The organism is Agromyces subbeticus DSM 16689 (assembly GCF_000421565.1).
GTDB lineage: Bacteria > Actinomycetota > Actinomycetes > Actinomycetales > Microbacteriaceae > Agromyces > Agromyces subbeticus.
In genome coordinates this window covers 330099-352513 of record NZ_ATXG01000002.1, presented here as the reverse complement: position 1 = coordinate 352513, position 22415 = coordinate 330099, and the positions used below count along the sequence as shown (strand labels likewise).

Below are 22415 nucleotides of genomic sequence, written 5' to 3'. Positions count from 1 at the left end.
GTGATGGTCGAAGCGCGCCGTGCGGCACGCCGGTGGTCAGATGGAGAACGCCTGCGCCGTCGAGGGAATCGGTGCCGGCAGCAAGGTCTCGCCTTCAAGGTAGCGGTCGACGGCGGATGCCGCAGCACGGCCCTCGGCGATGGCCCAGACGATGAGGGACTGGCCGCGACCCGCGTCGCCGGCGATGAAGACGCCCGGCTGCGACGTCGCGTAATCGGCCTCGCGAGCGAGGTTGCCGCGGTCGGTGACCTGGAGCTGCAGCTGCTCGTCGAGCGAACCCGTCTCGGGCCCGGTGAAGCCGAGCGCGAGCAGCACGAGGTCGGCTGGGATCTCGCGTTCGGTGCCGGCCTTGGGCACACGCCGGCCGTCGAGGTACTCGGTCTCGGCGACGCGGATGGCACGGACCTCGCCGACCTCGTTCGAGAGGAATTCGACGGTAGAGGCGAGGAACTGACGGTTGCCGCCCTCTTCGTGCGCGCTCTGCACCTCGAACAGCGTCGGGTGCATGGGCCACGGCTGGTGCTCGGGGCGACTCGCGCCCGGCTCCTTGCCGATCGCGAGGTTGGTGACCGACAGCGCGCCCTGGCGGTGCGCCGTGCCGATGCAGTCGGCGCCGGTGTCGCCACCGCCGAGCACGACGACGTGCTTGCCCTCTGCCGTGATCTGGTCGAAGACCTGATCGCCGGCGAGCTGCCGGTTCGACTGGGTCAGGTAATCCATGGCGAAGTGCACGCCGGGGAGGTCGCGCCCGGGGATGGGAAGGTCGCGGGGCACGATCGCACCCGTGGCGACCACGACGGCGTCGTAGCGCTCGCGGAGCTGGGCCCACGTGATGTCGACGCCGATGTTCACGCCCGCACGGAACCGGGTGCCCTCGGCCGTCATCTGCGCGAGACGCAGGTCGAGGTGCTTCTTCTCCATCTTGAAGTCGGGGATGCCGTAGCGCAGCAGGCCGCCGATGCGGTCGTCGCGCTCGAAGACGGCGACGGTGTGGCCGGCTCGGGTGAGCTGCTGCGCCGCCGCGAGGCCTGCAGGGCCGGAACCCACGACCGCGACGGTCTTGCCCGTGAGCCGCCCGGGCGGCTGCGGCTGCACCCAGCCGTTGCCGAAGGCCTGGTCGATGATCGAGACCTCGACCTGCTTGATCGTGACCGCGGGCTGGTTGATGCCGAGCACGCACGAGGATTCGCACGGAGCCGGGCAGAGCCGGCCCGTGAACTCGGGGAAGTTGTTCGTGGCGTGCAGGCGGTCGGCCGCCGCGCGGCCCTCGCCCCGGTACATCAGGTCGTTCCACTCGGGGATCAGATTGCCGAGCGGGCAGCCCTGGTGGCAGAACGGGATGCCGCAGTCCATGCAGCGACCGGCCTGTCGGCGCAACTGGGCCGGGTCGCCCTGCTCGTAGACCTCCTTGAAGTCCATGATGCGCACCGGAACGGGTCGCCGCTTGGGCAGCTCTCGCTCGGTGACCTTCAGAAAGCCCTTCGGATCAGCCATTGGTCACTTCCCGTGTGTTCATGTGCGCAGCCGGGTCCAGCGTCTGGATCTTCTCAGCCATTGGTCACCTCGAGGATGCGGGTCCAGACCACGTCGCCGTCGGGGTCGAGCCCCTCGTCGACCGCGCTCTGACGGGTACGGAGCACTGCGGCGTAGTCGCGCGGCAGCACCTTGGTGAATCGGTCGAACGCGGTATCCCCTGCAGCCAGGAGCGCTGCCGCGACCGCGGAGTCGGTGTTCGCGACGTGCTGCTCGAGCAGGTCGCGCACGATCTCGCGGTCGGCGCTGCCGAGCGGCGAGAGTTCGAGTTCGCCGGCGGCGAGCGATTCGCGGTTGACCTGCGCTTCGCGGAGGCCGAGCACATAGGCGGTGCCGCCCGACATGCCGGCGCCGAGGTTTCGCCCGGTCTCGCCGAGAACGAGCGCGAGCCCGCCGGTCATGTACTCGAGCGCGTGGTCGCCCACGCCTTCGACGACCGCGATCGCACCCGAGTTGCGCACCAGGAAGCGCTCGCCCACGATGCCGCGGATGAACATGCTGCCTTGCGTGGCGCCGTAGCCGATGACGTTGCCGGCGATCACGTTGCGCTCGGCGACGAAGCCGCTGTCCCGCGACGGGCGCACCACAATCTGCCCGCCGGAGAGGCCCTTGCCGACGTAGTCGTTCGAGTCGCCCTCGAGCCGGAGCGTGATGCCGCTCGGCAGGAAGGCGCCGAACGACTGGCCGGCCGAGCCGGTCAGGGTGACGTCGATCGAGCCGGCCGGCAGACCGTGCTCGCCGCGACGCACGGTGACCTCGTGCCCGAGCATAGTGCCGACGGCGCGCTCGGTGTTGCGGATCGGAAGGGCGATCTCGATGCTGCCGCCCTGCTCGAGAACGAGCTGGCTGCGGCGGATGAGTTCGTTGTCGAAGTGCTGCTCGAGCTCGTGATCTTGACCGCGCGCATTGCGGCGCGGCTCGGACTCCGAGAAGTCGGGGCCGACGAGCACGGGCGACAGGTCGAGGCCCGAGGCCTTCCAGTGCCCGATCGCGCGGTCGGTGTCGAGCAGCTCGCGCCGGCCGATGATCTCGTCGATCGAGCGGTAACCGAGCTCCGCCAGGTACTCGCGCACCTCTTGGGCGATGAACTCGAAGAAGTTCACGACGAACTCGGGCTTGCCCGTGAAGCGCTTGCGCAGCTCGGGGTTCTGGGTGGCGACGCCGACCGGGCAGGTGTCGAGGTGGCAGACGCGCATCATGACGCAGCCCTGCACGACGAGCGGCGCGGTGGCGAAACCGAACTCTTCAGCACCGAGCAGCGCGCCGATCACGACGTCGCGCCCGGTCTTCAGCTGGCCGTCGACCTGCACGACGACGCGGTCGCGCATGCCGTTCAGCATGAGCGTCTGCTGCGTCTCGGCGAGGCCGAGCTCCCAGGGCGTGCCTGCGTGCTTCAGCGAGTTGAGCGGGCTGGCACCGGTGCCGCCGTCGTGCCCCGAGACGAGGATGACGTCGGCGAGGGCCTTGGCGGTGCCGGCCGCCACCGCGCCGATGCCCGACTGGCTCACGAGCTTCACGTGTACGCGAGCCTTGGGGTTCGCTCGCTTCAGGTCGAAGATCAGCTGCTTGAGGTCTTCGATCGAATAGATGTCGTGGTGCGGCGGCGGCGAGATGAGGCCGACGCCCGCTGTGGCATGTCTCGTGCGCGCGACCCACGGGTACACCTTCGTGGGCGGCAGCTGGCCGCCCTCGCCGGGCTTGGCACCCTGCGCGAGCTTGATCTGGATGTCGTCGGCGTGCGTGAGGTACATGCTCGTCACGCCGAACCGGCCCGAGGCCACCTGCTTGATCGCGCTGCGGCGCTCGGGGTCGAGCAGGCGGTCGAGGTCTTCGCCGCCCTCACCGGTGTTCGACTTCGCGCCGAGCCGGTTCATGGCGATCGCGAGCGACTCGTGCGCCTCTTTCGAGATGGAGCCGTAGCTCATCGCACCCGTCGAGAACCGCTTGACGATGGACTCGACCGACTCGACCTCGTCGATCGGCACCGCAGGGCGGGTGCCCGTGCGCAGCGCGAACATGCCGCGCAGGGTCATCAGCTCTTCGGCCTGCGAGTCGACGAGCGAGGTGTACTCGCGGAAGACGTCGTAACGACGGTTGCGCGTGGAGTGCTGCAGGCGGAACACCGTCTCGGGATTGAAGAGGTGCGGCGAGCCGTCACGGCGCCACTGGTACTCGCCGCCGGTCGTCAGGCGCTCGTGGGCGCGCACCGCGACGTCTTGCGGGTAGGCCTGCGTGTGCCGCTCGAGGTTCTCCGCCGCGATCGCGTCGATGCCGACGCCGCCGAGCTTCGAAGTGGTGCCGGTGAAGAACTCGGCGATGAACTCCTGGTCGAGGCCAATCGCCTCGAAGGCCTGAGCTCCCGCGTACGACGAGATGGTCGAGATTCCCATCTTCGACATGATCTTCAGCACGCCCTTGCCGAGCGCCTTGATGACGTTGCGCACGGCCGCCTCGGGCGTGACGCCCGTGATGACGCCGGAGCGCACGAGGTCTTCGCAGGTCTCCATGGCGAGGTACGGGTTCACAGCGGATGCCCCGTAGCCGATGAGCAGCGCGACGTGATGCACCTCGCGCACGTCGCCGGCCTCGACCACGAGCCCGACCTTCATGCGGTTCTGCGAGCGGATGAGGTGGTGATGCACCGCCGAGAGCATCAGCAGAGACGGGATCGGCGCCAGGTCTTTGTTGGAGTCGCGGTCGCTCAGCACGATGAACGCCGCGCCGGCCTCGATGGCTTCGTCGACCTCGCCGCAGAGCGCCGTCAGGCGGTTGCGCAAGGCGTCGGCGCCCTCGTCGAAGCGGTACAGGCCGCGCACGGTGACCGTCGTGCGGCGACCGGGTGTCGGGTCGATGTGCACGATCTTCGCGAGCTCGTCGTTGTCGATCACGGGGAACGTGAGCGAGACCTGGCGTGCGTGCTCGGGGCCGGCGTCGAGCAGGTTGCGCTCGGGGCCGAGGGAGGTGCCGAGCGAGGTGACCACGGCTTCGCGGATCGAGTCGAGCGGCGGGTTGGTCACCTGGGCGAACTGCTGGGTGAAGTAGTCGAAGAGCAGCCGTGGGCGCTGCGACAGCACGGCGATCGGAGTGTCGGAACCCATCGCGCCGAGGGGTTCTTGACCCGTGCGCGCCATGGGCGCGAGCAGGATCTTCACTTCTTCTTCGGTGTAGCCGAAGGTGCGCTGGCGGCGGTTGACGGATGCCGGGGGGTGCACGATGTGCTCGCGCTCCGGCAGGTCCGCCAGCTGGATGCGGCCCTGCTCGAGCCAGTCGCCCCACGGTTCGGCGGCGGCGAGCTCGGCCTTGATCTCGTCGTCTTCGATCAGGCGGCCCGCCTCGGTGTCGACGAGGAACATGCGCCCCGGCTGCAGGCGGCCTTTGCGCACGATGCGGCTCTGCTCGATGTCGAGCACGCCGATCTCGCTCGCGAGCACGACGAGCCCGTCGTCGGTCACGACGTACCGCCCGGGGCGGAGGCCGTTGCGGTCGAGCGTCGCGCCGACGAGCGTGCCGTCGGTGAAGACGATGGCAGCGGGGCCGTCCCACGGCTCCATGAGCATCGAGTGGTACTCGTAGAACGCACGCCGCTCGGCGTCGATCTCGGTCTGGTTCTCCCAGGCCTCGGGCACCATCATCATGACCGCGTGCGGCAGGCTGCGCCCGCCGAGGGTCAGGAGTTCAACCACCTCGTCGAAGGAGGCCGAGTCGCTCGCGCCCGGCGTGACGATGGGCAGGATCGGGGCGAGGTCGCCGAGCAGCTCCGACTCGAGCTGCGACTGGCGGGCTCGCATCCAGTTGCGGTTGCCCTGGATCGTGTTGATCTCGCCGTTGTGGGCGATCATGCGGAACGGCTGCGCGAGCGGCCACGACGGGAAGGTGTTCGTCGAGTACCGCGAGTGCACGAGCGCGAGCTTCGACGCGAACCGCTCGTCGGAGAGGTCGGGGTAGAACGGCTCGAGCTGCAGGGTCGTCACCATGCCCTTGTAGACGAGCGTGCGGCTGGAGAGCGACGCGAAGTACAGCTCGAGCTCGCGCTCGGCGCGCTTGCGCAGTCGGAACGTGAGGCGGTCGAGCTCGATGCCCGAGACGGTCGCGCCGCTCGACGAGGTCGCGACGGCCTTCACGAAGAGCTGTTGCACGACGGGCATCGCGGCGCGGGCGAGCGTGCCGAGCTCGTCGGGTCGAACCGGCACTTCACGCCATCCGATGACCGAGAGGCCTTCGGATGCCGCGAGGCCGACGAACGCCTGCTTGGCCCGGCTTCGCGCGGTGGGGTCGACGGGCAGGAACGCATTGCCGACGGCGTACTCCCCCGCGGCCGGCAGCGGGAACGCCGTGACTGCCCGGAGGAACTCGTCGGGAACCTGGGTGACGATGCCCGCGCCGTCACCGGTGCCGGCGTCGGAGCCGACGGCACCACGGTGCTCGAGGTTGCGCAGCGCGTCGAGGGCCGCGGTGATGATGTCGTGCCCGGCTGTGCCACGCAGGGTCGCGACCATCGCGAGGCCGCAGGCGTCTTTCTCGTCAGCCGGGTCGTACATGCCCTGGGCAGCCGGAAAGGAACCGAACCTCGAGAAGGGTGGGGTGAGCGACACGTGAACCGTCCTCATCAACTAAGTGTGCAGCGGGGGACGTCGTCGGCCCATCAAGGGAATGTGGCGGCGCGTGGTGCGGCGTCGCTTCGGAGAACGCGGTGGTGGGGCGTGCCTACGGTGAGGGGGTTCGGCTGGGGCTTGTGGCCGCCGTCACGCCCGATTCGCTCTCGCCCTCGACGTCTTCGTCGAGAGAGTCGGAGTCGGACTCGATGTCTTCGGAGTCTACCTCAGCATTGGGGGCGCTCCATTCACGCCCCGACACGTACGGGCTCGGCTCGTCGCCGGTGTGGCGACGGCGCTGCACGAGGATCAGCACGATGCCGAGCACGATGGCGGCGAAGGACGCCCAGACGTTCACCCGGATGCCGAGGAACATCTCGCTCGGGTCGACGCGGATGGACTCGAAGATCGACCGACCGACCCCATACCAGATGAGGTAGACGCCGAGCGCCTTGCCCCAGCGCAGGTTGACCTTGCGCTCGAGCAGGATGATGAACGCAGCACCCGCGAGGTTCCAGAGCAGCTCGTAGAGGAACGTGGGGTGGAAGAGCGTGCCTTCCGCGAGGCCCTGCGGCCACGCGACGTTGTCGTACTCGATCTCGAGTCCCCAGGGCAGATCGGTCGGCGAACCGAAGAGCTCGTGGTTGAACCAGTTGCCGAGTCGGCCGACCGCTTGCGCGACGAGCAGGCCGGGGGCGAGCGCGTCGGCGAACGACCAGAAGCGGACGCCGGTGAATTTGCAGCCGATCAGCACGCCGACGGCGCCGCCGATGAGGGCGCCGTAGATGGCGTTGCCGCCCTCCCAGATCGCGAAGACCTTCCACCACTCCTGGCCGGCGAAGTAGTCGAGCGGGTGCGTGAAGACGTGGTAGAACCGGGCGCCGATGATGCCGAGCGGCACCGCCCACAGGGCGATGTCGAGCACGATGCCGGGCTCGGCACCGCGCTTGGTGAGGCGACGCGAGGTGATGATGACGGCGAGGATGATGCCGACGAGGATGCAGAGCGCGTAGGTCTGGATCGAGACGACGCCCCACGGCATCGGGATCTCGAGGGCGCGCCACGCGGGGTCGGGGCTCGGAATGCTGAACGGTGCGATCACGCCGGCTTATGCCTTTCCTCGGTTGCGTCGGCCGCTGACGGCCTCAATGAGCGTACTTCACTCGGCGCGGGTGCCGCGCGCGAGTTCGGCGGCGAGCTCGCCAACGCCCGCGATGCCGCCCTGCGCGAGCGCGTTCACGAGCGCCGAGCCGACGATGGCGCCGTCGGCGTAGGCGAGCACCTCGGCGACCTGGGCGGCGGTCGAGATGCCGACGCCGACGCAACTCGCCGGCGCGTCGGCGGCGGTCAGCCGTTCGACGAGCGCGCGAGCGGCGCGGTCGACGTCGCTGCGGGCGCCCGTGATGCCCATGGTCGACACGGCGTACACGAAGCCGCGACTGGCATCGACGACTTGGCGGATGCGGGCCTCGGTCGACGTCGGTGCCGCGAGGAACACTCGGTCGAGACCGGTGCGCTCGGATGCCGCGATCCACGCGGCGCCCTCGTCGGGGATCAGGTCGGGCGTGATCAGGCCGGCTCCCCCTGCGGCGACCAGGTCATCGGCGAACCGATCGACGCCGTACTGCACGACGGGGTTCCAGTAGGTCATGATCAGCACCGGGGCATCCACCCGCTCGGTGATGCGGCGCACGGCCTCGAAGCCGTCGGTCAGGCGGAAGCCGTTGGCGAGGGCCTGCTGCGTGGCGGCCTGGATGACCGGGCCGTCCATGACGGGGTCGGAGTACGGCAGGCCGAGCTCGAGGATGTCGACGCCGTTCTCGACCAGGGCCACCGCGGCCTCGACGCTCTCGTCGAACGTGGGGAAGCCCACGGGAAGATAGCCGATGAGCGCGCCGGCCGCCTCGTCGTTGCGACGGCGGATGACGGAACCGACCGTGTTCATTCGGGGTTCTCCTGGTCGTAGAGCTCGAAGTAGCGAGCGGCCGTGTCCATGTCTTTGTCGCCGCGGCCCGAGAGGTTCACGAGGATCGTGGCGTCTGGGCCGAGCTCGCGCCCGAGCTCCAGTGCGCCCGCGAGCGCGTGCGCCGACTCGATCGCCGGAATGATGCCCTCGGTGCGGGTGAGCAGGCGCAGCGCCTGCATCGCCGCGTCGTCGGTCACCGGGCGGTAGTTCGCGCGGCCGAGCGCCGCGAGCCACGAGTGCTCGGGCCCGACGCCCGGGTAGTCGAGCCCCGCCGAGATCGAGTGGGATTCGATGGTCTGGCCGTCGTCGTCTTGCAGCAGGTAGCTGCGCGCTCCGTGCAGCACGCCGGGCCGCCCCTTGGTGATGGTCGCGGCGTGCCGCTCGGTGTCGACCCCCTCGCCGCCCGCCTCGAAGCCGTACAGCGCCACGTCGGTGTCGTCGAGGAAGGCGTGGAAGATGCCGATCGCGTTCGACCCGCCGCCGACGCAGGCCGCGACGGCGGTCGGCAGCCCGCCGGTGAGGTCGATGACCTGCTGGCGAGCCTCTTCGCCGATGATCTTCTGGAAGTCGCGCACCATCTCGGGGAACGGGTGCGGGCCGGCGACGGTGCCGAAGATGTAGTTGGTCGTCTCGACGTTGGTGACCCAGTCGCGCATCGCCTCGTTGATCGCGTCTTTCAGGGTGCGTGAACCCGCCGTCACCGCGATGACCTCGGCGCCCAGGAGCCGCATGCGCGCGACGTTCAGTGCTTGACGCTCGGTGTCGACCTCGCCCATGTAGATCACGCAATCGAGCCCGAACAGCGCCGCGGCGGTCGCCGTGGCGACGCCGTGCTGGCCGGCGCCCGTCTCGGCGATCACCCGGGTCTTGCCGATTCGCTTCGTGAGCAGTGCCTGCCCGAGCACGTTGTTGATCTTGTGCGAGCCCGTGTGATTCAGGTCTTCACGCTTCAGGATGACCCTGGCGCCCCCGGCGTGCGCAGCGAAACGAGGCACCTCGGTGATGATCGACGGCCGCCCGGTGTAGCTGCGACCGAGCTCGGCGAGCTCGGCGCCGAACGCGGGATCGAGCTTCGCGAGGTCGTAGGCCTCGCCGAGCTCGTCGAGGGCGGCGACGAGGGACTCGGGCACGAAGCGCCCGCCGAAGTCGCCGAAGTACGGACCGGTCTGCGCTCTGAGCGCCATGTCACACCGCCAGGAAAGCTGAGAGATTGGCAATCGGGTCGCCGCCCGTGACGAGCGCCTCGCCGACGAGCACGACGTCGGCGCCCGAAGAGCGGTAGTGCGCGACATCCGCCGCCGACAGCACAGCCGACTCCGCGACGCGGATCGCGCCGTCGGGGAATCGGGGTGCCAACCGGCCGAACAGGTCGCGGTCGAGTTCGAAGGTCGAGAGGTCGCGGGCGTTCACGCCGATGAGGCGTGCGCCGAGCGCAGCCGCGCGCTCGAGCTCTTCGGCGGAATGGGTCTCGATGAGCGGCGTCATGCCGAGCTGCACGATGAGGTCGTAGAGCTCGCGAAGCACGGTGTCATCGAGCGCGGCCACGATCAGCAGCACGAGGTCGGCGCCGGCCGCACGGGCTTCGAAGACCTGGTACGGCGTCGCGATGAAGTCCTTCCGAAGCACCGGCAGGGCCACCGCCTGCCGCACGGCCTCGAGGTCGGCGAGCGAGCCGCCGAACTTACGGCCCTCGGTGAGCACGCTGATGACGCTCGCGCCGCCGAGCTCGTAGCTGCGAGCGAGGGCTGCAGGGTCGGTGATCGACGCGAGCGGGCCGCGTGACGGGCTCGACCGCTTGATCTCGGCGATGACCTTGACGTGCGACGCAGGCCGCAGCGCCTCGATCGCGTCGAGGGCAGCGGGGCGTGCGAGCGCCGCCGCCTCGACCACGGCGAACGGCGCGCTCTCGCGGCGCGCTTGAGCGTCGGCGACTGCGTTCGCCGTCAACTCGGCGAGCACTAGTGCGCCTTTTCGGTGACCTTCGAGCCGCCGACGCCGTAACCGGCGCGAACGAGCGCCCAGCCGACGAGGAGCCCGACGACGAGCAGGCCGGCCGAGGCCCAGACGAGCCACTGCAGGTCGAAGAAGAAGGCGACGGTGCCGATCGTGACCGCGATGAGCATGATCGTGACGGCGGTCCATGCCGCGGGCGAGTGTCCGTGGCCGGGATCTGCGGTCTCAATGCTCATGATGCTCCTTCGTGCGGGGTTTTCGTCGGTCAGTCTAGCGGCTCGCGCCGCTGGGGCTCTCGTCGCCGGTCGGGTCGTCGCCGCGGCTGAGGCCGTCCCAGTCGTCGATCGCCTGGTCGGATGCCGGGCGCTCTGCGCCCGGGGCGCCGCCCGAGCGTGCCGCATCGTCGGCCAGGCGGGAATCGCTGTAGCGGCGCGACGAGGCCGGCCAGCGGCGGCCCGTCACGAGCACGGCGAGTGCCGCGATCACGAGCACGACGCCGCCGAGCATGGCGACCCACGGCCACGCCGTCGCGGTGACGGATGCCACGAGTTCGGCGGTGGGGGCGGCGCCGGCGACCCCCGTCGCCTCCGTGACCGCTGCCGAGACGGAACCGACCGGGTCTGCGAGCGACATGCCGCCCGCGAGCAGCACGCAGCCACCCACGACGACGCCGAGCACGCCGAGCACGAACCTGATGCCGGGCCCCGCGATGCCGAGGGCGGGAGCGACCGCGAGGCCGGCGAGGCCGAGCGCGGCGAGTGCCGGTGATGCGATGCTGCCGGCAACGGCGATCGGGTCGCCCGCGCCGACGGCGGTGCTCGCCTCGATGACGAGTTCGAACCAGGTCTGGCTCCACGAGAGCAGCACGAGCCCGGCCCCGACGATGATCGCGAGGATCGACGGCAGTTTCATGTGCGCCGGCGTCATGACTCCACCCGGTGCATGGCGTTCGCCACGGCGACGGCGCGCAGCGGCGCTGCGGCCTTGTTGCGCGACTCCTGGTACTCCGACTCGGGATCGGAGTCGGCGACGAGCCCGCCGCCCGCCTGCACCCTGGCCACGCCGCCCGAGATCGTCGCGGTGCGGATCGCGATCGCGAGATCGGCGTCGCCGCCGAACCCGAAGTAGCCGACGACTCCCCCGTAGACGCCGCGTTGCGCGGGCTCGAGTTCATCGATGATCTCGAGGGCTCGTGGCTTCGGTGCGCCCGAGAGGGTGCCGGCCGGGAACGTGGCGCGGAAGACGTCGATGGCGTTGGCGCCGGACACGAGATCGCCCTCGACCGAGGAGACGAGGTGCATGATGTGGCTGAAGCGCTCGACCCGCATGAACTCGGTCACCTCGACGGTGCCGGCGTCGCAGACCTTCGCGAGGTCGTTGCGGGCGAGATCGACGAGCATCAGGTGCTCGGCTTGCTCCTTCGGATCGGCGAGCAGTTCGGACTCGAGGTCGGCGTCGGCCTCTGGCGTGGCGCCTCGCGGCTTGGAGCCGGCGATGGGATGCGTGAACACCCGACCCTGCTGCACCTTGACGAGCGCCTCGGGCGAAGAGCCGACGATCCAGTACGGCTCGCCCTCGGTGTCGTCGAGATGCAGGAGGTACATGTACGGGCTCGGGTTCAGGCTGCGGAGCACGCGGTACACGTCGATCGGATGCGCCGTCGCCTCTTGTTCGAACCGCTGCGAGATGACCACCTGGAAGATGTCACCGTCGCGGATGTACTGCTTGGAGCGATCGACGGCGGCGAGGAAGTCGGCCTTCTCGGTGCGGTGCACCGGGTCGGCGGCACGACCGAGGTCGATCTCGGCGAGCCATGCCTCTGCGGGCTGCGCGAGCCCCAGCTGCAGGCGGTCGAGCCGCGCCTGAGCGTCGTTCCAGAGCTCGCCGGGCTCGTCGCCGCGGTCGTTCAGCACCGAGGCGACGAGTTGCACTGTGCCCGTGCGGTGATCGATGACGACGAGCTCCGAGACGAACGCGAACGCCTGACCGGGCACCGGGAAGTCCGATGGCGGGCGATTCGGCAGCCGCTCGATCTGGCGGATCGCCTCCCACCCGATGAAGCCGACGAGGCCGCCGGTGAGCGGAGGGGCGCCGGGCACGTCTTCGGTGCGCCAGCGCTCGAACAACGCCTCGAGTGCGGCGAGTGGGGCGAGCCCGGCAGCGTCGCCGAGTGCGCGCTCGGCGCTCAGCCCGTGGTCTTGCCAGACCACCCCGCCGTCGCGCTCGGTGAGCACCCCGTACGACGAGACGCCGACGAAGGAGTAGCGCGACCAGATGCCGCCCTGCTCGGCGGACTCGAGCAGAAAGGTGCCCGGCCCGCCTGCGAGCTTGCGGTAGATGCCCACCGGCGTCTCGCCGTCGGCGAAGAGCTCGCGTACGACGGGCACCACTCGGCGCCCGGCGAGCAGGGCGGTGAACTCGTCGAAGGTGGTGGTCGCGTCGGCCAACGTGTGTGCTCCTCGAGTCAGTCGGCGGGTGGGAACCCGGCGGTCGCGGCGATCGGGTCGCCGTCGAAACAGGTTCGGGTGCCCGTGTGGCAGGCCGCCCCGATCTGCTCGACCCGTACGAGCAGGGTGTCGGCGTCGCAATCGAGCGCCGCCGATCGCACGTACTGGGCGTGGCCCGAAGTGTCGCCCTTGCGCCAGTACTCCTGGCGCGAGCGCGACCAGAATGTGACACGGCCCTCGGTGAGGGTGCGCCGCAGCGCCTCGCGGTCCATCCAGCCGAGCATGAGCATCTCGCCTGAGTCCCATTGCTGGATGACGGCGGGCAGCAGGCCGTCGGCGTTGAAGACGGCGCGGTCGAGGGCCTCGTCGACCGTCGATTCGGTGGTCATCGCACGATCCTCCCATCGGCGGCCAGAGCGGCCTTCACCTCGCCGATCGTCACTTCGCCGTTGTGGAAGACGGAGGCCGCGAGCACTGCGTCGGCACCGGCGGCGATCGCCGGCGCGAAGTCGGCGACCGTGCCGGCGCCGCCCGAGGCGATCACCGGCACACTCGACAACTCGTGCATGAGCGCGGTGAGCTCGAGGTCGAATCCGGCCTTCGTGCCGTCGGCGTCGATCGAGTTGACGAGCAGTTCACCGGCGCCGAGCTCGATCGCCCGCCGCGCCCACTCGAGCGCGTCGAGGTCGGTCTCGGTGCGTCCGCCGTGCGTCGTCACGACGAAGCCCGATGGCGTGCGGCCCGACCGCTTGACATCGAGCGAGAGCACGAGCACCTGGGCGCCGAACCGATCGGCGATCTCGGCGATCAGCGGCGGCCGGGCGATGGCAGCGCTGTTGACCCCAATCTTGTCGGCGCCGTGCCCCTGCAAGCGTGCGACGTCGTCGGTCGAGCGGATGCCGCCGCCCACCGTGAGCGGGATGAACACCTGCTCGGCCACGCGCTGCACCATGTCGTAGGTGGTCGAACGGTCGTCGACCGTCGCGGTGACGTCGAGGAAGGTCAGTTCGTCGGCGCCCTGCTCGGCGTAGCGCGCGGCGAGCTCGACCGGGTCACCGGCATCGCGCAGGTTCTGGAAGTTGACGCCCTTCACGACGCGGCCTGCGGCCACGTCGAGACACGGGATCACACGGACGGCGAGGGACATGGCCGTCTCACAACCGAGCCGCGTGAATGGCGCCGACGAGAATGGCCCGCGCCCCCAGCTCGTACAGTTCGTCCATGACGTGGTTCATGTCGACCCGAGGGATCATCACGCGCACGGCGACCCACTCGGGGTCGTGCAGCGGCGAGACCGTCGGCGACTCGAATCCGGGAGCAGCCGCGGTGGCCCGCTCGAGGTGCTCGAGCGGCACGTCGTAGTCGAGCAGCACGTACTGGCGAGCCACGAGCACGCCCTGCAGGCGGCGCAGCAGCGTCGCGGCACCGGGCTTGTCGACCCCGGAGCCGATGAGCACGGCCGTGGAGTCGAGAATGACCGGACCGAAGATCTCGAGGCCGGCCTGACGCAGCGTTGAGCCGGTGGAGACGACGTCGGCGACCGCATCGGCGACCCCGAGCCGCACCGCGGACTCCACGGCGCCGTCGAGCTTCACGAGCTTCGCCGGCGTGACGCCGTGACCGGCCAGGAACGAGCCGACGAGCCCGGGGTAGCTCGTGGCGACGCGAACGCCGTCGAGATCGGACAGCTCGGCGAACGAGCCCGCCGGGCCGGCGAAGCGGAAGGTCGAGTCGCCGAATCCGAGTGGCGCGATCTCCGAGGCATCCGAGCCCGAATCGAGCAGGAGGTCGCGGCCCGTGATGCCGACGTCGAGGGCGCCGGAGCCGACGTACGTCGCGATGTCGCGCGGGCGGAGGTAGAAGAACTCGACCCCGTTGCGGGGGTCGGCGGTGTGCAGGTCGCGCGGGTCGCGGCGGCCGGTGTACCCGGCCTCGTACAGCATCTGCGCAGCGGTTTCAGCGAGCGAGCCCTTGTTGGGCACGGCGATTCGGAGCATTTCAGTACTTTCGTGTCGACGGTTCTGATCGGCCTTGGGCATGATCAGAGATGTCGGTACACGTCGGCGGGCGAGAGCCCCTTCGCGAGCATCAGCACCTGCAGGTGGTACAGCAGCTGCGAGATCTCTTCTGCGGTCTCGTCGTCGCTCTGGTACTCGGCGGCCATCCACACCTCGGCCGCCTCTTCCACGATCTTCTTGCCGATGGCGTGCACGCCGGCGTCGAGCTCGCGCACCGTGCCGGAACCCTCTGGGCGGGTTCGGGCTTTGGCTTCGAGCTCGACGAAGAGGTCGTCGAAGGTCTTCACACTTCTAGGCTACCGGTGCGTGTGGGTGTGCGCGGACGCGGCGTCACGAAGCTCGGCGATGCGCTCGGCGGGTACCTCTGCGCCGAAGACCGCCGAGCCGGCGACGAAGGTGTTCGCACCCGCCTCGGCGGCGATGCCGATCGTGTCGAGCGAGATGCCGCCGTCGACCTGCAGCCAGACGTCGAGACCGGTTTCGCGCACGGTGCTCGCCAGCCGATCGAGCTTCGGCATCGTCTCGGCCATGAACGACTGCCCGCCGAAGCCGGGCTCGACGGTCATCACGAGCACCTGGTCGAACTCGGGCAGCAGTTCGAGGTACGGCTCGACCGCGGTGCCGGGCTTCAGTGCGATGCCGGCGCGCGCGCCGATCTCGCGGAGCCGCCGCGCGAGCGCCACCGGGTCGGTCGTCGCCTCGGCATGGAAGGTCACCGAGAACGCGCCCGTCTCGGCATAGCCGGGTGCCCAGCGCTCCGGGTCGTCGATCATGAGGTGCACATCGAGCGGAATCGGGCTGACCTGCTGGAGGCGCCCGACCATCTGCAGGCCGAACGTCAGGTTCGGCACGAAATGGTTGTCCATGACGTCGACGTGCACGAGATCGGCACTCGCGATGCGCCCGAGCTCGTGCTCGAGGTTCGCGAAGTCGGCAGCGAGGATGCTCGGGTTGATCCGCGTCGTCATGCTGCCACCCTATCGATCGGCGCGGCCTGCGCCGGTCTCGACGGCGGCTGCGCCGACAGGCCCTGCGTCGCCTCGTTTCTGCACGAGTGCGATGAACATCGCGTCAGTGCCGTGACGGTGCGGCCAGAGCTGCACCGTCTCCGCATCGCCGGCGAGGTCGAGCGGATGCCGCGACAGCCCGGCGACGACCGCCCGGGTGTCGAGCTGCACCGCCGACGCCCCGGCCCTCCGCAGGGCGGCACCGAGGGTGCCGTGCGTCTCCGCGGTGTGCGGCGAGCACGTCACGTACGCGAGGATGCCGCCGGGCGCGAGCGCGGCGAACGCGCTGTCGAACAGTTCGCCCTGGAGCTTCGTCAGCTCGGCGACATCCGACGGCGCCTTGCGCCATCGCGCCTCCGGCCGCCGGCGAAGGGCGCCGAGCCCCGTGCACGGTGCGTCGAGCAGGATGCGATCGAACCCGCCGGGTGCGTCGAGCCCGGTGAGATCGAGGTCTCGGCCGTCGCCGACGTGCACCTCGACATCGATCGGCACACCCGAGATCGCGCCGCGAACGAGTTCGGCGCGCACGGGCACGGTCTCGTTGGCGGTGAGCACCGCCCCGCCGGTCAGCGCCTCGGCGGCGAGCACTGCCGTCTTTCCGCCCGGCCCGGCGCAGAGGTCGAGCCATCGCTCCCCCGCGCGCACCGGCACCGCGCGGGTCAGGGCCAGCGCGGCGAGCTGCGAGCCTTCGTCCTGCACCCGGATGCGACCGCCCGACCCCTCGGCGGCGGCGATCGGATCGGCCGCGACGGCACCGATCGGGGAGAACCTGTCGGGCTCGAAGCCCTCGAGCTCGTCGGTGTCGACCTCGAGCCCGGGCAGCACCGCGAGGTTCACGCGCGGCGAGGCGTTGTCGGCGCCGAGCAGCGCCTCGAGCTCATCGGCGCGCCCCTCTCGGTCGAGCGCGGTGCGCAGGGCGCGCACGATCCACTCGGGATGACTCGTGACGCCCGCGAGGCGAGCGTCGTCACCGGTCGCGATCTCGGCGACGCGCTCGCGCCACTCTTCGGGTGCCGTGCGCGAGATGCTGCGGAGCACCGCATTGGCGAACCCGGCCGCCTTCGGTGCCACCCTCCGAGCGAGTTCGACCTGCTCGTTCACAGCGGCGTGGGTGGCGACTCGCGTCGCGAGCAACTGGTGCGCGCCGAGCCGCAGCACGTCGAGCACGGCGGGGTCGATCGCGCTCGCCGGTCGATTCGCCGCGAGCTCGATCACGTGATCGTAGAAGCCCTGCATGCGAAGCGTGCCGTAGGTCAGCTCGGTCGCGAACGCCGCGTCGGCGCGGTCGAGGCCGGCCCGGCGGATGCGGACGGGCAGGAGCAGGTTCGCGTAGGCCTCGTCGGCCCGCACAGCCTCGAGCACCTCGAGCGCCACGATGCGGGCGGGCGCGATGGGGGGTTTCGCGGCTCGCATTCCCTCGGTGCGGCGGGCCGGTCCGCCGCGTCCGCGCTGCCCGCCGCGAGGTTCGCCACTGGCGCGCGGCATGCGAGGGCCGTCGCCGCTCATCGGGCCACCGCCACGAGTCGACCGGCGCCGCGCCACCAGTCGGCGGCAGCCATCACCGGCTTGCCGGCGGGCTGCACGCGACGCAACTCGAGCGGTGTCGTGGCCGTGCCGATCAGCAGCCTGCGTGCGTCGAGGCGCAGCTCGCCGGGGGCGAGCGCAGGAGCCGGTGCGGCATCGAGAGGCCGCGCGAGTTCGACGACCTTCACCCGTTGCTCGTCGATCGTCGTCCACGCCCCGGGCTCGGGCGTGACCCCGCGGAAGCGCGCGTGCACGGCGTCGGCCCGAAGCGACCAGTCGAGCCGCGCATCGTCGATCGTGAGCTTCGGTGCGAGACTCGGCTCGCCGACCTGTGCCGTAGCTCGCGCGGTGCCCGCCGCGATGTCGTCGACCACGCCTGCGAGCAGCTGCGCGCCCGAGACCGCGAGCTCGTCGAGCAGCTCACCGGCCGTCTCGTCTCCGGCGAGCGGATGCCGCAGCGTGCCGAAGACGCCACCGGCATCGAGCTCGGGAACGAGCTGGAAGACGGCCGCGCCGGTCACCCCGTCGCCGGCGATGAGCGAGTGCTGCACGGGGGCGGCGCCTCGCCAGGCGGGAAGCAGGGAGAAGTGCAGGTTGATCCAGCCGTGAACCGGTGTCGACAGGAGTGGTTCGCGCACGAGCCCGCCGTACGCGACGATGACACCCAGGTCGGGGGCGAGCTGAGCGACATGCGCGGTGGCGTCGGCATCGAGGCGATTCGCCTCGATGAGCGGCACGTGCAGGCGGGCTGCCGCCTGCGCGACGGGCGACGGCGTCAGCACGCGCTTGCGACCGAGCGGGGCCGGCCGGCGCGTGACGACGCCGACGAGGTCGTGGCCGCTCGCCGCGAGGCGTTCGAGTGACGGAACGGCGGCGGCAGGAGTGCCGGCGAAGACGATGCGGAGCTTCTGCACACTCCATTGTCGCCGACGTGGCGGTGGCTACGGCACCTCGGGGTCGTCGAAGCGTACTCGCAGCACCGACGGCCGCTTCGGCGGCCGTCCGGTCACCGGTCTGCGGCGCTCGGTGGCGACCCGGATCATCTCGGCCCTCAGCGCCTTCGCGACGGCCGCGCCCGCGGCGTAGTCGAAGCGCACGATCGCACGTTCCAGCCCCTCGTCGACCGGCACCGGCCCGAGGGCGTCGACCCCCTCGGCCGATTCGCTCGACGCGGTGAGCGCACGTGCCACGAGTGCGGGCGCCGCGGTGACGCTGGCCACCCGGACGGCGGGCGGGAAGCGCAGAGCGCGCCGGCTCGCGAGCTCACCGCTCGCCCAATCGGCCTGGCGCCACGATGCGAACGCGGTGGCGAGGGCCCCGGCGACGCCGACCAGGTAGACCGGCGAGCCGGGTGCCGCGAGCGCCGCGGCATTCGACCACCACCGCAGGCAGTCTTCGGCGACGCGAAGCGACTCGCGCAGCAGCATGCGTTCGCCGTCGAGGAGGAGGACAGCGCGATATCCGCCGTCGGCGATCGGCTCCGCACCGCGAGTGGCCACCACGAGGGCCGGTTCAGCGCCCACCCGCAGCACCGGCCGCTCGCCGTCGGAGAGGATCACCCGCGAGGTCGGGAACGCCCGCCCGAGCTCTTCCGCGGTGCGACTGGCGCCCACCGTCGCGGCGCGCAGCTTCGGCGACTCGCACACGGGGCAGCGCCACGTGCTCCCGCTGCTGCCGCAGAGCACGCATCGGGGGTCGCCGCCGCTGCGCGGCACGACCAGAGCTCCGCCGCAGGCGATGCACCGTGCCGGCTCGCGACAGCGATCGCACGTGAGCAGCGGTGCGTGGCCGGGGCGCGCGACCTGCACGAGCACCGGACCCTCGAGAATCGCCTGCTGCGCGGCACGCCAGGCGCTCGAGGGGATACGTGCCGAGCCTGGTTCGGGCGAAGCCTGCTGCTCGGTCGGAGTGACGCGCGGTCGCACGTGCCTGACCGCCGGCACGTCGCGAACCCAGCCGATCTCGACGAGTCGTTCGACCTCGACGCTGCGCGTGTGACCGACGAAGAGCAGTGCGGCACCCGACTGCTCCTGCCTGATGAGCGCGGCATCGCGCGGGTGCACGCCGGGGGCGAGCTGCTCGTTCTGCAGCGAGTCGCCGTCGTCCCACATGGCGATGAGACCCAGCCGGCTCGCCGGCGCGTAGACCGTCGAGCGGTTTCCGATGATGACGCGGGCCTCTGGCCCCGTGGCATCGAGGAACGAGCGGAATCGCTCGCCGCCGGTCTGACGCGCGTCGGTGCGCAGCACGCGGCGGGCATCGAGACGGTCGGCGAGCGCCGCCTGCAGCTGCTCCTGGTCGCGATAGTCGGGCACGATGATGAGGCTCGAGCGGTCGCGAGCGAGCGTGTGCGCGGCGGCAGCGGCGAGCGTCGCCGCCCAGGCGCCGACCCACTCGCTCGAGGCGAGCCGCACCGGTCGGGGGTCGGCGGCCAGCGACATCCGCTCGCCGGCCTCGATGCCGGTCTCGATGCGGCCGGGCTCGTAGCCGGGGATCGGGGCCGCCGGCCCCGGCAGCTCACCGGCATCGGGCTCGGCCGCTCGCCAGGCGCGCTCGGCTCGCACGTACCGGCTGGGAATCGCCACCCGCAGGATGTCGCCCGCGTTGCCCGCGGCACGGTCGGCCGCCGCGCGGGCCAGTGCCCAGACCTCGGGCATCAGCAGCGGCACCTCGGAGACGACGTCTTCGAGCTCGCTCAGTCGCCCGTCGAACTCGCTCGATGCTGCGAGTTCGACGAGCCAGCCGTTCGCGATGCGCCCGCCGGATCGCAACGGTACCCGCACCCGCACGCCCGCGCGCGCCGCTTCACGCAACCGCGCGGGCACCGCGTAGTCGAAGAGCTGGTCGAGCTGGGGCAACGGCGAGTCGACGAGCACGCGGGCGACGGAGCCGCCGGCCACGTCAGAGCCCGGCAGCGGTGCGCAGGTCGTCGACCCGGTCGAGGCGCTCCCACGTGAAGTCGGGCAGCTCACGGCCGAAGTGGCCGTAGCTCGCAGTCTGCGCGTAGATCGGCCGGAGCAGGTCGAGATCGCGGATGATCGCGGCCGGACGCAGGTCGAAGACCTCGCGGATGGCCGCGATGATCTGCTCGTCGGCGAGCACGCCGGTGCCGAAGGTTTCGACGTACAGGCCGACCGGAGCCGCCTTGCCGATGGCGTACGCCACTTGCAACTCGAGCCGGTCGGCGAGGCCCGCCGCCACGGCGTTCTTGGCGACCCAGCGCATGGCGTATGCCGCCGAGCGGTCGACCTTCGAGGGGTCCTTTCCGCTGAAGGCACCGCCGCCGTGGCGGCTCGCGCCGCCATAGGTGTCGATGATGATCTTGCGGCCGGTGAGCCCGGCATCGCCCTGCGGACCGCCGATCTCGAAGCGACCGGTCGGGTTGATGAGCACGGTCAATTCGGGTCGCGCGAGTTCGACGGTGTCGAGCACCGGCCGGATCACGAGCTCTTCGACCTCGGCACGCAGCTGTTCGGTCGAGATCGCGAGCGTGTGCTGGGTCGAGAGCACCACCGTCTCGACGGTCTGCGGCACCTGGCCGTCGTAGCCGATGGTGACCTGGGTCTTGCCGTCGGGGCGCAGGTAGTCGAGCTCACCGTTCTTGCGAACCGCGGCGAGCCGCTCGGCGAGGCGATGCGCGAGCCAGATCGGCACCGGCATGAGCTCGGGCGTCTCGCGCGTCGCGTAGCCGAACATGATGCCCTGATCGCCGGCGCCCTGCTGGTCGAGCGCATCGACGCTCGCCCGCTCGCGCGACTCGAACGCGTGGTCGACGCCCTGGGCGATGTCGGGCGACTGCCCGCCGATCGACACCGAGACGCCGCACGAGCGGCCGTCGAACCACGCATCGGAGGAGTTGTAGCCGATGGCGGAGACCCGCTCGCGCACGATCGCCGGGATCTCGACGTAGCCGCTCGTCGTGACCTCGCCCGCGACGTGCACGAGCCCAGTGGTCACGAGCGTCTCGACCGCGACCCGGCTGTTCGGGTCTTCACGCAGCAGCGCGTCGAGGATGGAATCGGAGATCTGGTCGCAGAGCTTGTCCGGGTGCCCCTCGGTGACGGATTCGGAGGTGAAGAGGCGGAGTGCGCTCATGCGGGATCGGATTCCTTCGTGGTGGTCGCGGCACGTGCCGCAGTCGTCGTAACCGAGACAACCACGTCGAGGATGTCATGCGCCACCGACAGCTTCGTTCCGTGTGCTCGTGTGACGACGGAGCCGTCTGGGCCGATGACGACGACGTGGTTCTCGTCGCTCGCGAACCCCTCGTTCCAGCCCACCCGGTTCACGACGAGCAGGTCGGCGCCCTTCGCCTCGCGCTTGGCCCGGCCGAGCGCCAGCAGGCGTTCGTCGTCGGCCTCGGTCTCCGCTGCGAATCCGACGAGCACGGTGCCGTCATGCGGCGCATGGCCGAGCCCGGCGAGGATGTCGGGATTGCGCACGAGCTCGAGGGTCAGGCCGTCGTCGCTCTGGTCTTTCTTGATCTTCGCCTCGCTGACGTTCGCGGGGCGGTAGTCGGCGACGGCTGCCGCCATCACCACGACGTCGGCGCCGCGGGCGGCGTCGGTCACGGCCTGCTGCAGCTCGAGCGCCGTCGAGACACTGCGGATGTCGCAGCCCTCGGGTTCGGCGACCTCGAGGTTCGCCGCGATGAGCGTGACCCGCGCACCACGTGCTCTGGCCGCCTCGGCGATGGCGATGCCCTGCTTGCCGCTCGAGCGGTTGCCGAGGAATCGCACGGGGTCGAGCGGCTCTCGCGTGCCGCCCGCGGTGACGACGACGTGCCGGTCGGCGAGGTCGCCGGGCACTGCGGATGCTGCGATGGGCTCATGGCCGGTTGCAGCGCGCCGGAGTGCAGCGCGCACGATCTCGTCGGGCTCCTCCATACGGCCGGGGCCGCTGTCGGCACCGGTGAGCTGGCCGACGGCTGGGCCGACGATCGTCACGCCGCGCGAACGCAGCGTCGCGATGTTCGCCTGCGTGGCGGGATGCTGCCACATCTCGGTGTGCATCGCGGGCGCGATGACGACCGGTGCGAGGCTCGCCAGCACGGTGTTGCCGAGCAGGTCGTCGGCGAGGCCGGCGGCGAGCTTCGCGATCGAGTTCGCCGTCGCCGGTGCGATGACGATGAGGTCGGCCGCCTGGCCGATGGCCACGTGCCGCACCTCGGCGACGCCCTCGTAGAGCTCGGTGTGCACCGGGTTGCGTGAGATCGCCTCGAGCGTCGGTCGCCCGACGAAGCGCAGAGCGCCCTCGGTCGGCACGACGTGCACGTCGTGTCCGGCGAGCACGAGGGCGCGAACGACGCCGACGGCCTTATAGGCGGCGATGCCGCCCGTGATGCCGACGACGATGTTGAGCCGAGTCATCCGGCC

19 protein-coding genes are annotated in these 22415 nt (G+C 70.7%); all 19 read right to left on the bottom strand.

Annotation, left to right across the window (positions count from 1 at the left end; genetic code table 11):
• Nucleotides 1-36 precede the first annotated feature (36 nt).
• Entirely contained in the window at nucleotides 37-1494 is a 1458-nt protein-coding gene (locus H521_RS0105385; protein WP_022892006.1) for a glutamate synthase subunit beta, read from the bottom strand.
• Nucleotides 1495-1547: 53 nt separating this feature from the next.
• The gene (gltB, locus tag H521_RS0105380; RefSeq protein ID WP_051159184.1) at nucleotides 1548-6140 is read right to left on the bottom strand and encodes a glutamate synthase large subunit; all 4593 of its coding nucleotides are present in this window, start codon (nucleotides 6138-6140) and stop codon (nucleotides 1548-1550) included.
• Between the two features lie 97 nt (nucleotides 6141-6237).
• Nucleotides 6238-7167, bottom strand: coding sequence for a prolipoprotein diacylglyceryl transferase (gene lgt, locus H521_RS0105375; RefSeq protein ID WP_084511983.1), 930 nt, complete (start codon nucleotides 7165-7167; stop codon nucleotides 6238-6240).
• Nucleotides 7168-7284: 117 nt separating this feature from the next.
• Complete coding sequence (gene trpA / locus H521_RS0105370) at nucleotides 7285-8070, bottom strand: tryptophan synthase subunit alpha (RefSeq protein ID WP_022892003.1); 786 nt, start codon at nucleotides 8068-8070, stop codon at nucleotides 7285-7287.
• Nucleotides 8067-9275 (bottom strand): tryptophan synthase subunit beta, encoded by a 1209-nt coding sequence (gene trpB / locus H521_RS0105365; protein ID WP_022892002.1) that lies wholly within the window; start codon nucleotides 9273-9275, stop codon nucleotides 8067-8069. The genes trpA and trpB overlap by 4 nt, the downstream gene beginning before the upstream one ends.
• A gap of 1 nt (nucleotide 9276) precedes the next feature.
• Nucleotides 9277-10050: an indole-3-glycerol phosphate synthase TrpC gene (gene trpC, locus H521_RS0105360; protein WP_022892001.1), complete on the bottom strand. Its 774-nt coding sequence runs from the start codon at nucleotides 10048-10050 to the stop codon at nucleotides 9277-9279.
• On the bottom strand, nucleotides 10050-10280 hold the full coding sequence (locus H521_RS0105355; protein WP_022892000.1) for a DUF6704 family protein: 231 nt from the start codon (nucleotides 10278-10280) through the stop codon (nucleotides 10050-10052). The genes trpC and H521_RS0105355 overlap by 1 nt, the downstream gene beginning before the upstream one ends.
• Before the next feature lie 34 nt (nucleotides 10281-10314).
• On the bottom strand, nucleotides 10315-10971 hold the full coding sequence (locus H521_RS0105350) for a Trp biosynthesis-associated membrane protein (protein WP_022891999.1): 657 nt from the start codon (nucleotides 10969-10971) through the stop codon (nucleotides 10315-10317).
• Nucleotides 10968-12491, bottom strand: coding sequence for an anthranilate synthase component I (locus tag H521_RS0105345; RefSeq protein ID WP_022891998.1), 1524 nt, complete (start codon nucleotides 12489-12491; stop codon nucleotides 10968-10970). Before H521_RS0105345 ends, H521_RS0105350 begins: the two co-directional genes overlap by 4 nt.
• 17 nt (nucleotides 12492-12508) lie before the next feature.
• A complete protein-coding gene (gene hisI / locus H521_RS0105340) occupies nucleotides 12509-12880 on the bottom strand; it encodes a phosphoribosyl-AMP cyclohydrolase (protein WP_022891997.1) in 372 nt (123 codons plus the stop codon).
• Nucleotides 12877-13638: an imidazole glycerol phosphate synthase subunit HisF gene (gene hisF, locus H521_RS0105335; protein ID WP_022891996.1), complete on the bottom strand. Its 762-nt coding sequence runs from the start codon at nucleotides 13636-13638 to the stop codon at nucleotides 12877-12879. Before hisF ends, hisI begins: the two co-directional genes overlap by 4 nt.
• A gap of 7 nt (nucleotides 13639-13645) precedes the next feature.
• Complete coding sequence (hisG, locus tag H521_RS0105330) at nucleotides 13646-14488, bottom strand: ATP phosphoribosyltransferase (RefSeq protein WP_022891995.1); 843 nt, start codon at nucleotides 14486-14488, stop codon at nucleotides 13646-13648.
• 44 nt (nucleotides 14489-14532) lie between these two features.
• Nucleotides 14533-14796 carry a phosphoribosyl-ATP diphosphatase gene (locus H521_RS0105325; RefSeq protein WP_022891994.1) on the bottom strand — a complete coding sequence of 88 codons (264 nt, stop codon included), beginning with the start codon at nucleotides 14794-14796 and terminating at the stop codon, nucleotides 14533-14535.
• Nucleotides 14797-14805: 9 nt separating this feature from the next.
• A complete protein-coding gene (gene rpe, locus H521_RS0105320) occupies nucleotides 14806-15477 on the bottom strand; it encodes a ribulose-phosphate 3-epimerase (protein WP_022891993.1) in 672 nt (223 codons plus the stop codon).
• A 9-nt stretch (nucleotides 15478-15486) separates the two neighbouring features.
• Nucleotides 15487-17001: an RsmB/NOP family class I SAM-dependent RNA methyltransferase gene (locus H521_RS21635; protein WP_084511981.1), complete on the bottom strand. Its 1515-nt coding sequence runs from the start codon at nucleotides 16999-17001 to the stop codon at nucleotides 15487-15489.
• Between the two features lie 17 nt (nucleotides 17002-17018).
• Nucleotides 17019-17954 (bottom strand): methionyl-tRNA formyltransferase, encoded by a 936-nt coding sequence (gene fmt / locus H521_RS0105310; protein ID WP_022891991.1) that lies wholly within the window; start codon nucleotides 17952-17954, stop codon nucleotides 17019-17021.
• A 27-nt stretch (nucleotides 17955-17981) separates the two neighbouring features.
• Nucleotides 17982-19940: a primosomal protein N' family DNA-binding protein gene (locus H521_RS0105305; protein ID WP_022891990.1), complete on the bottom strand. Its 1959-nt coding sequence runs from the start codon at nucleotides 19938-19940 to the stop codon at nucleotides 17982-17984.
• A 1-nt stretch (nucleotide 19941) separates the two neighbouring features.
• The gene (gene metK, locus H521_RS0105300) at nucleotides 19942-21135 is read right to left on the bottom strand and encodes a methionine adenosyltransferase (protein WP_022891989.1); all 1194 of its coding nucleotides are present in this window, start codon (nucleotides 21133-21135) and stop codon (nucleotides 19942-19944) included.
• Nucleotides 21132-22409 carry a bifunctional phosphopantothenoylcysteine decarboxylase/phosphopantothenate--cysteine ligase CoaBC gene (gene coaBC, locus H521_RS21630; RefSeq protein WP_022891988.1) on the bottom strand — a complete coding sequence of 426 codons (1278 nt, stop codon included), beginning with the start codon at nucleotides 22407-22409 and terminating at the stop codon, nucleotides 21132-21134. The genes metK and coaBC overlap by 4 nt, the downstream gene beginning before the upstream one ends.
• Nucleotides 22410-22415: the final 6 nt, after the last annotated feature.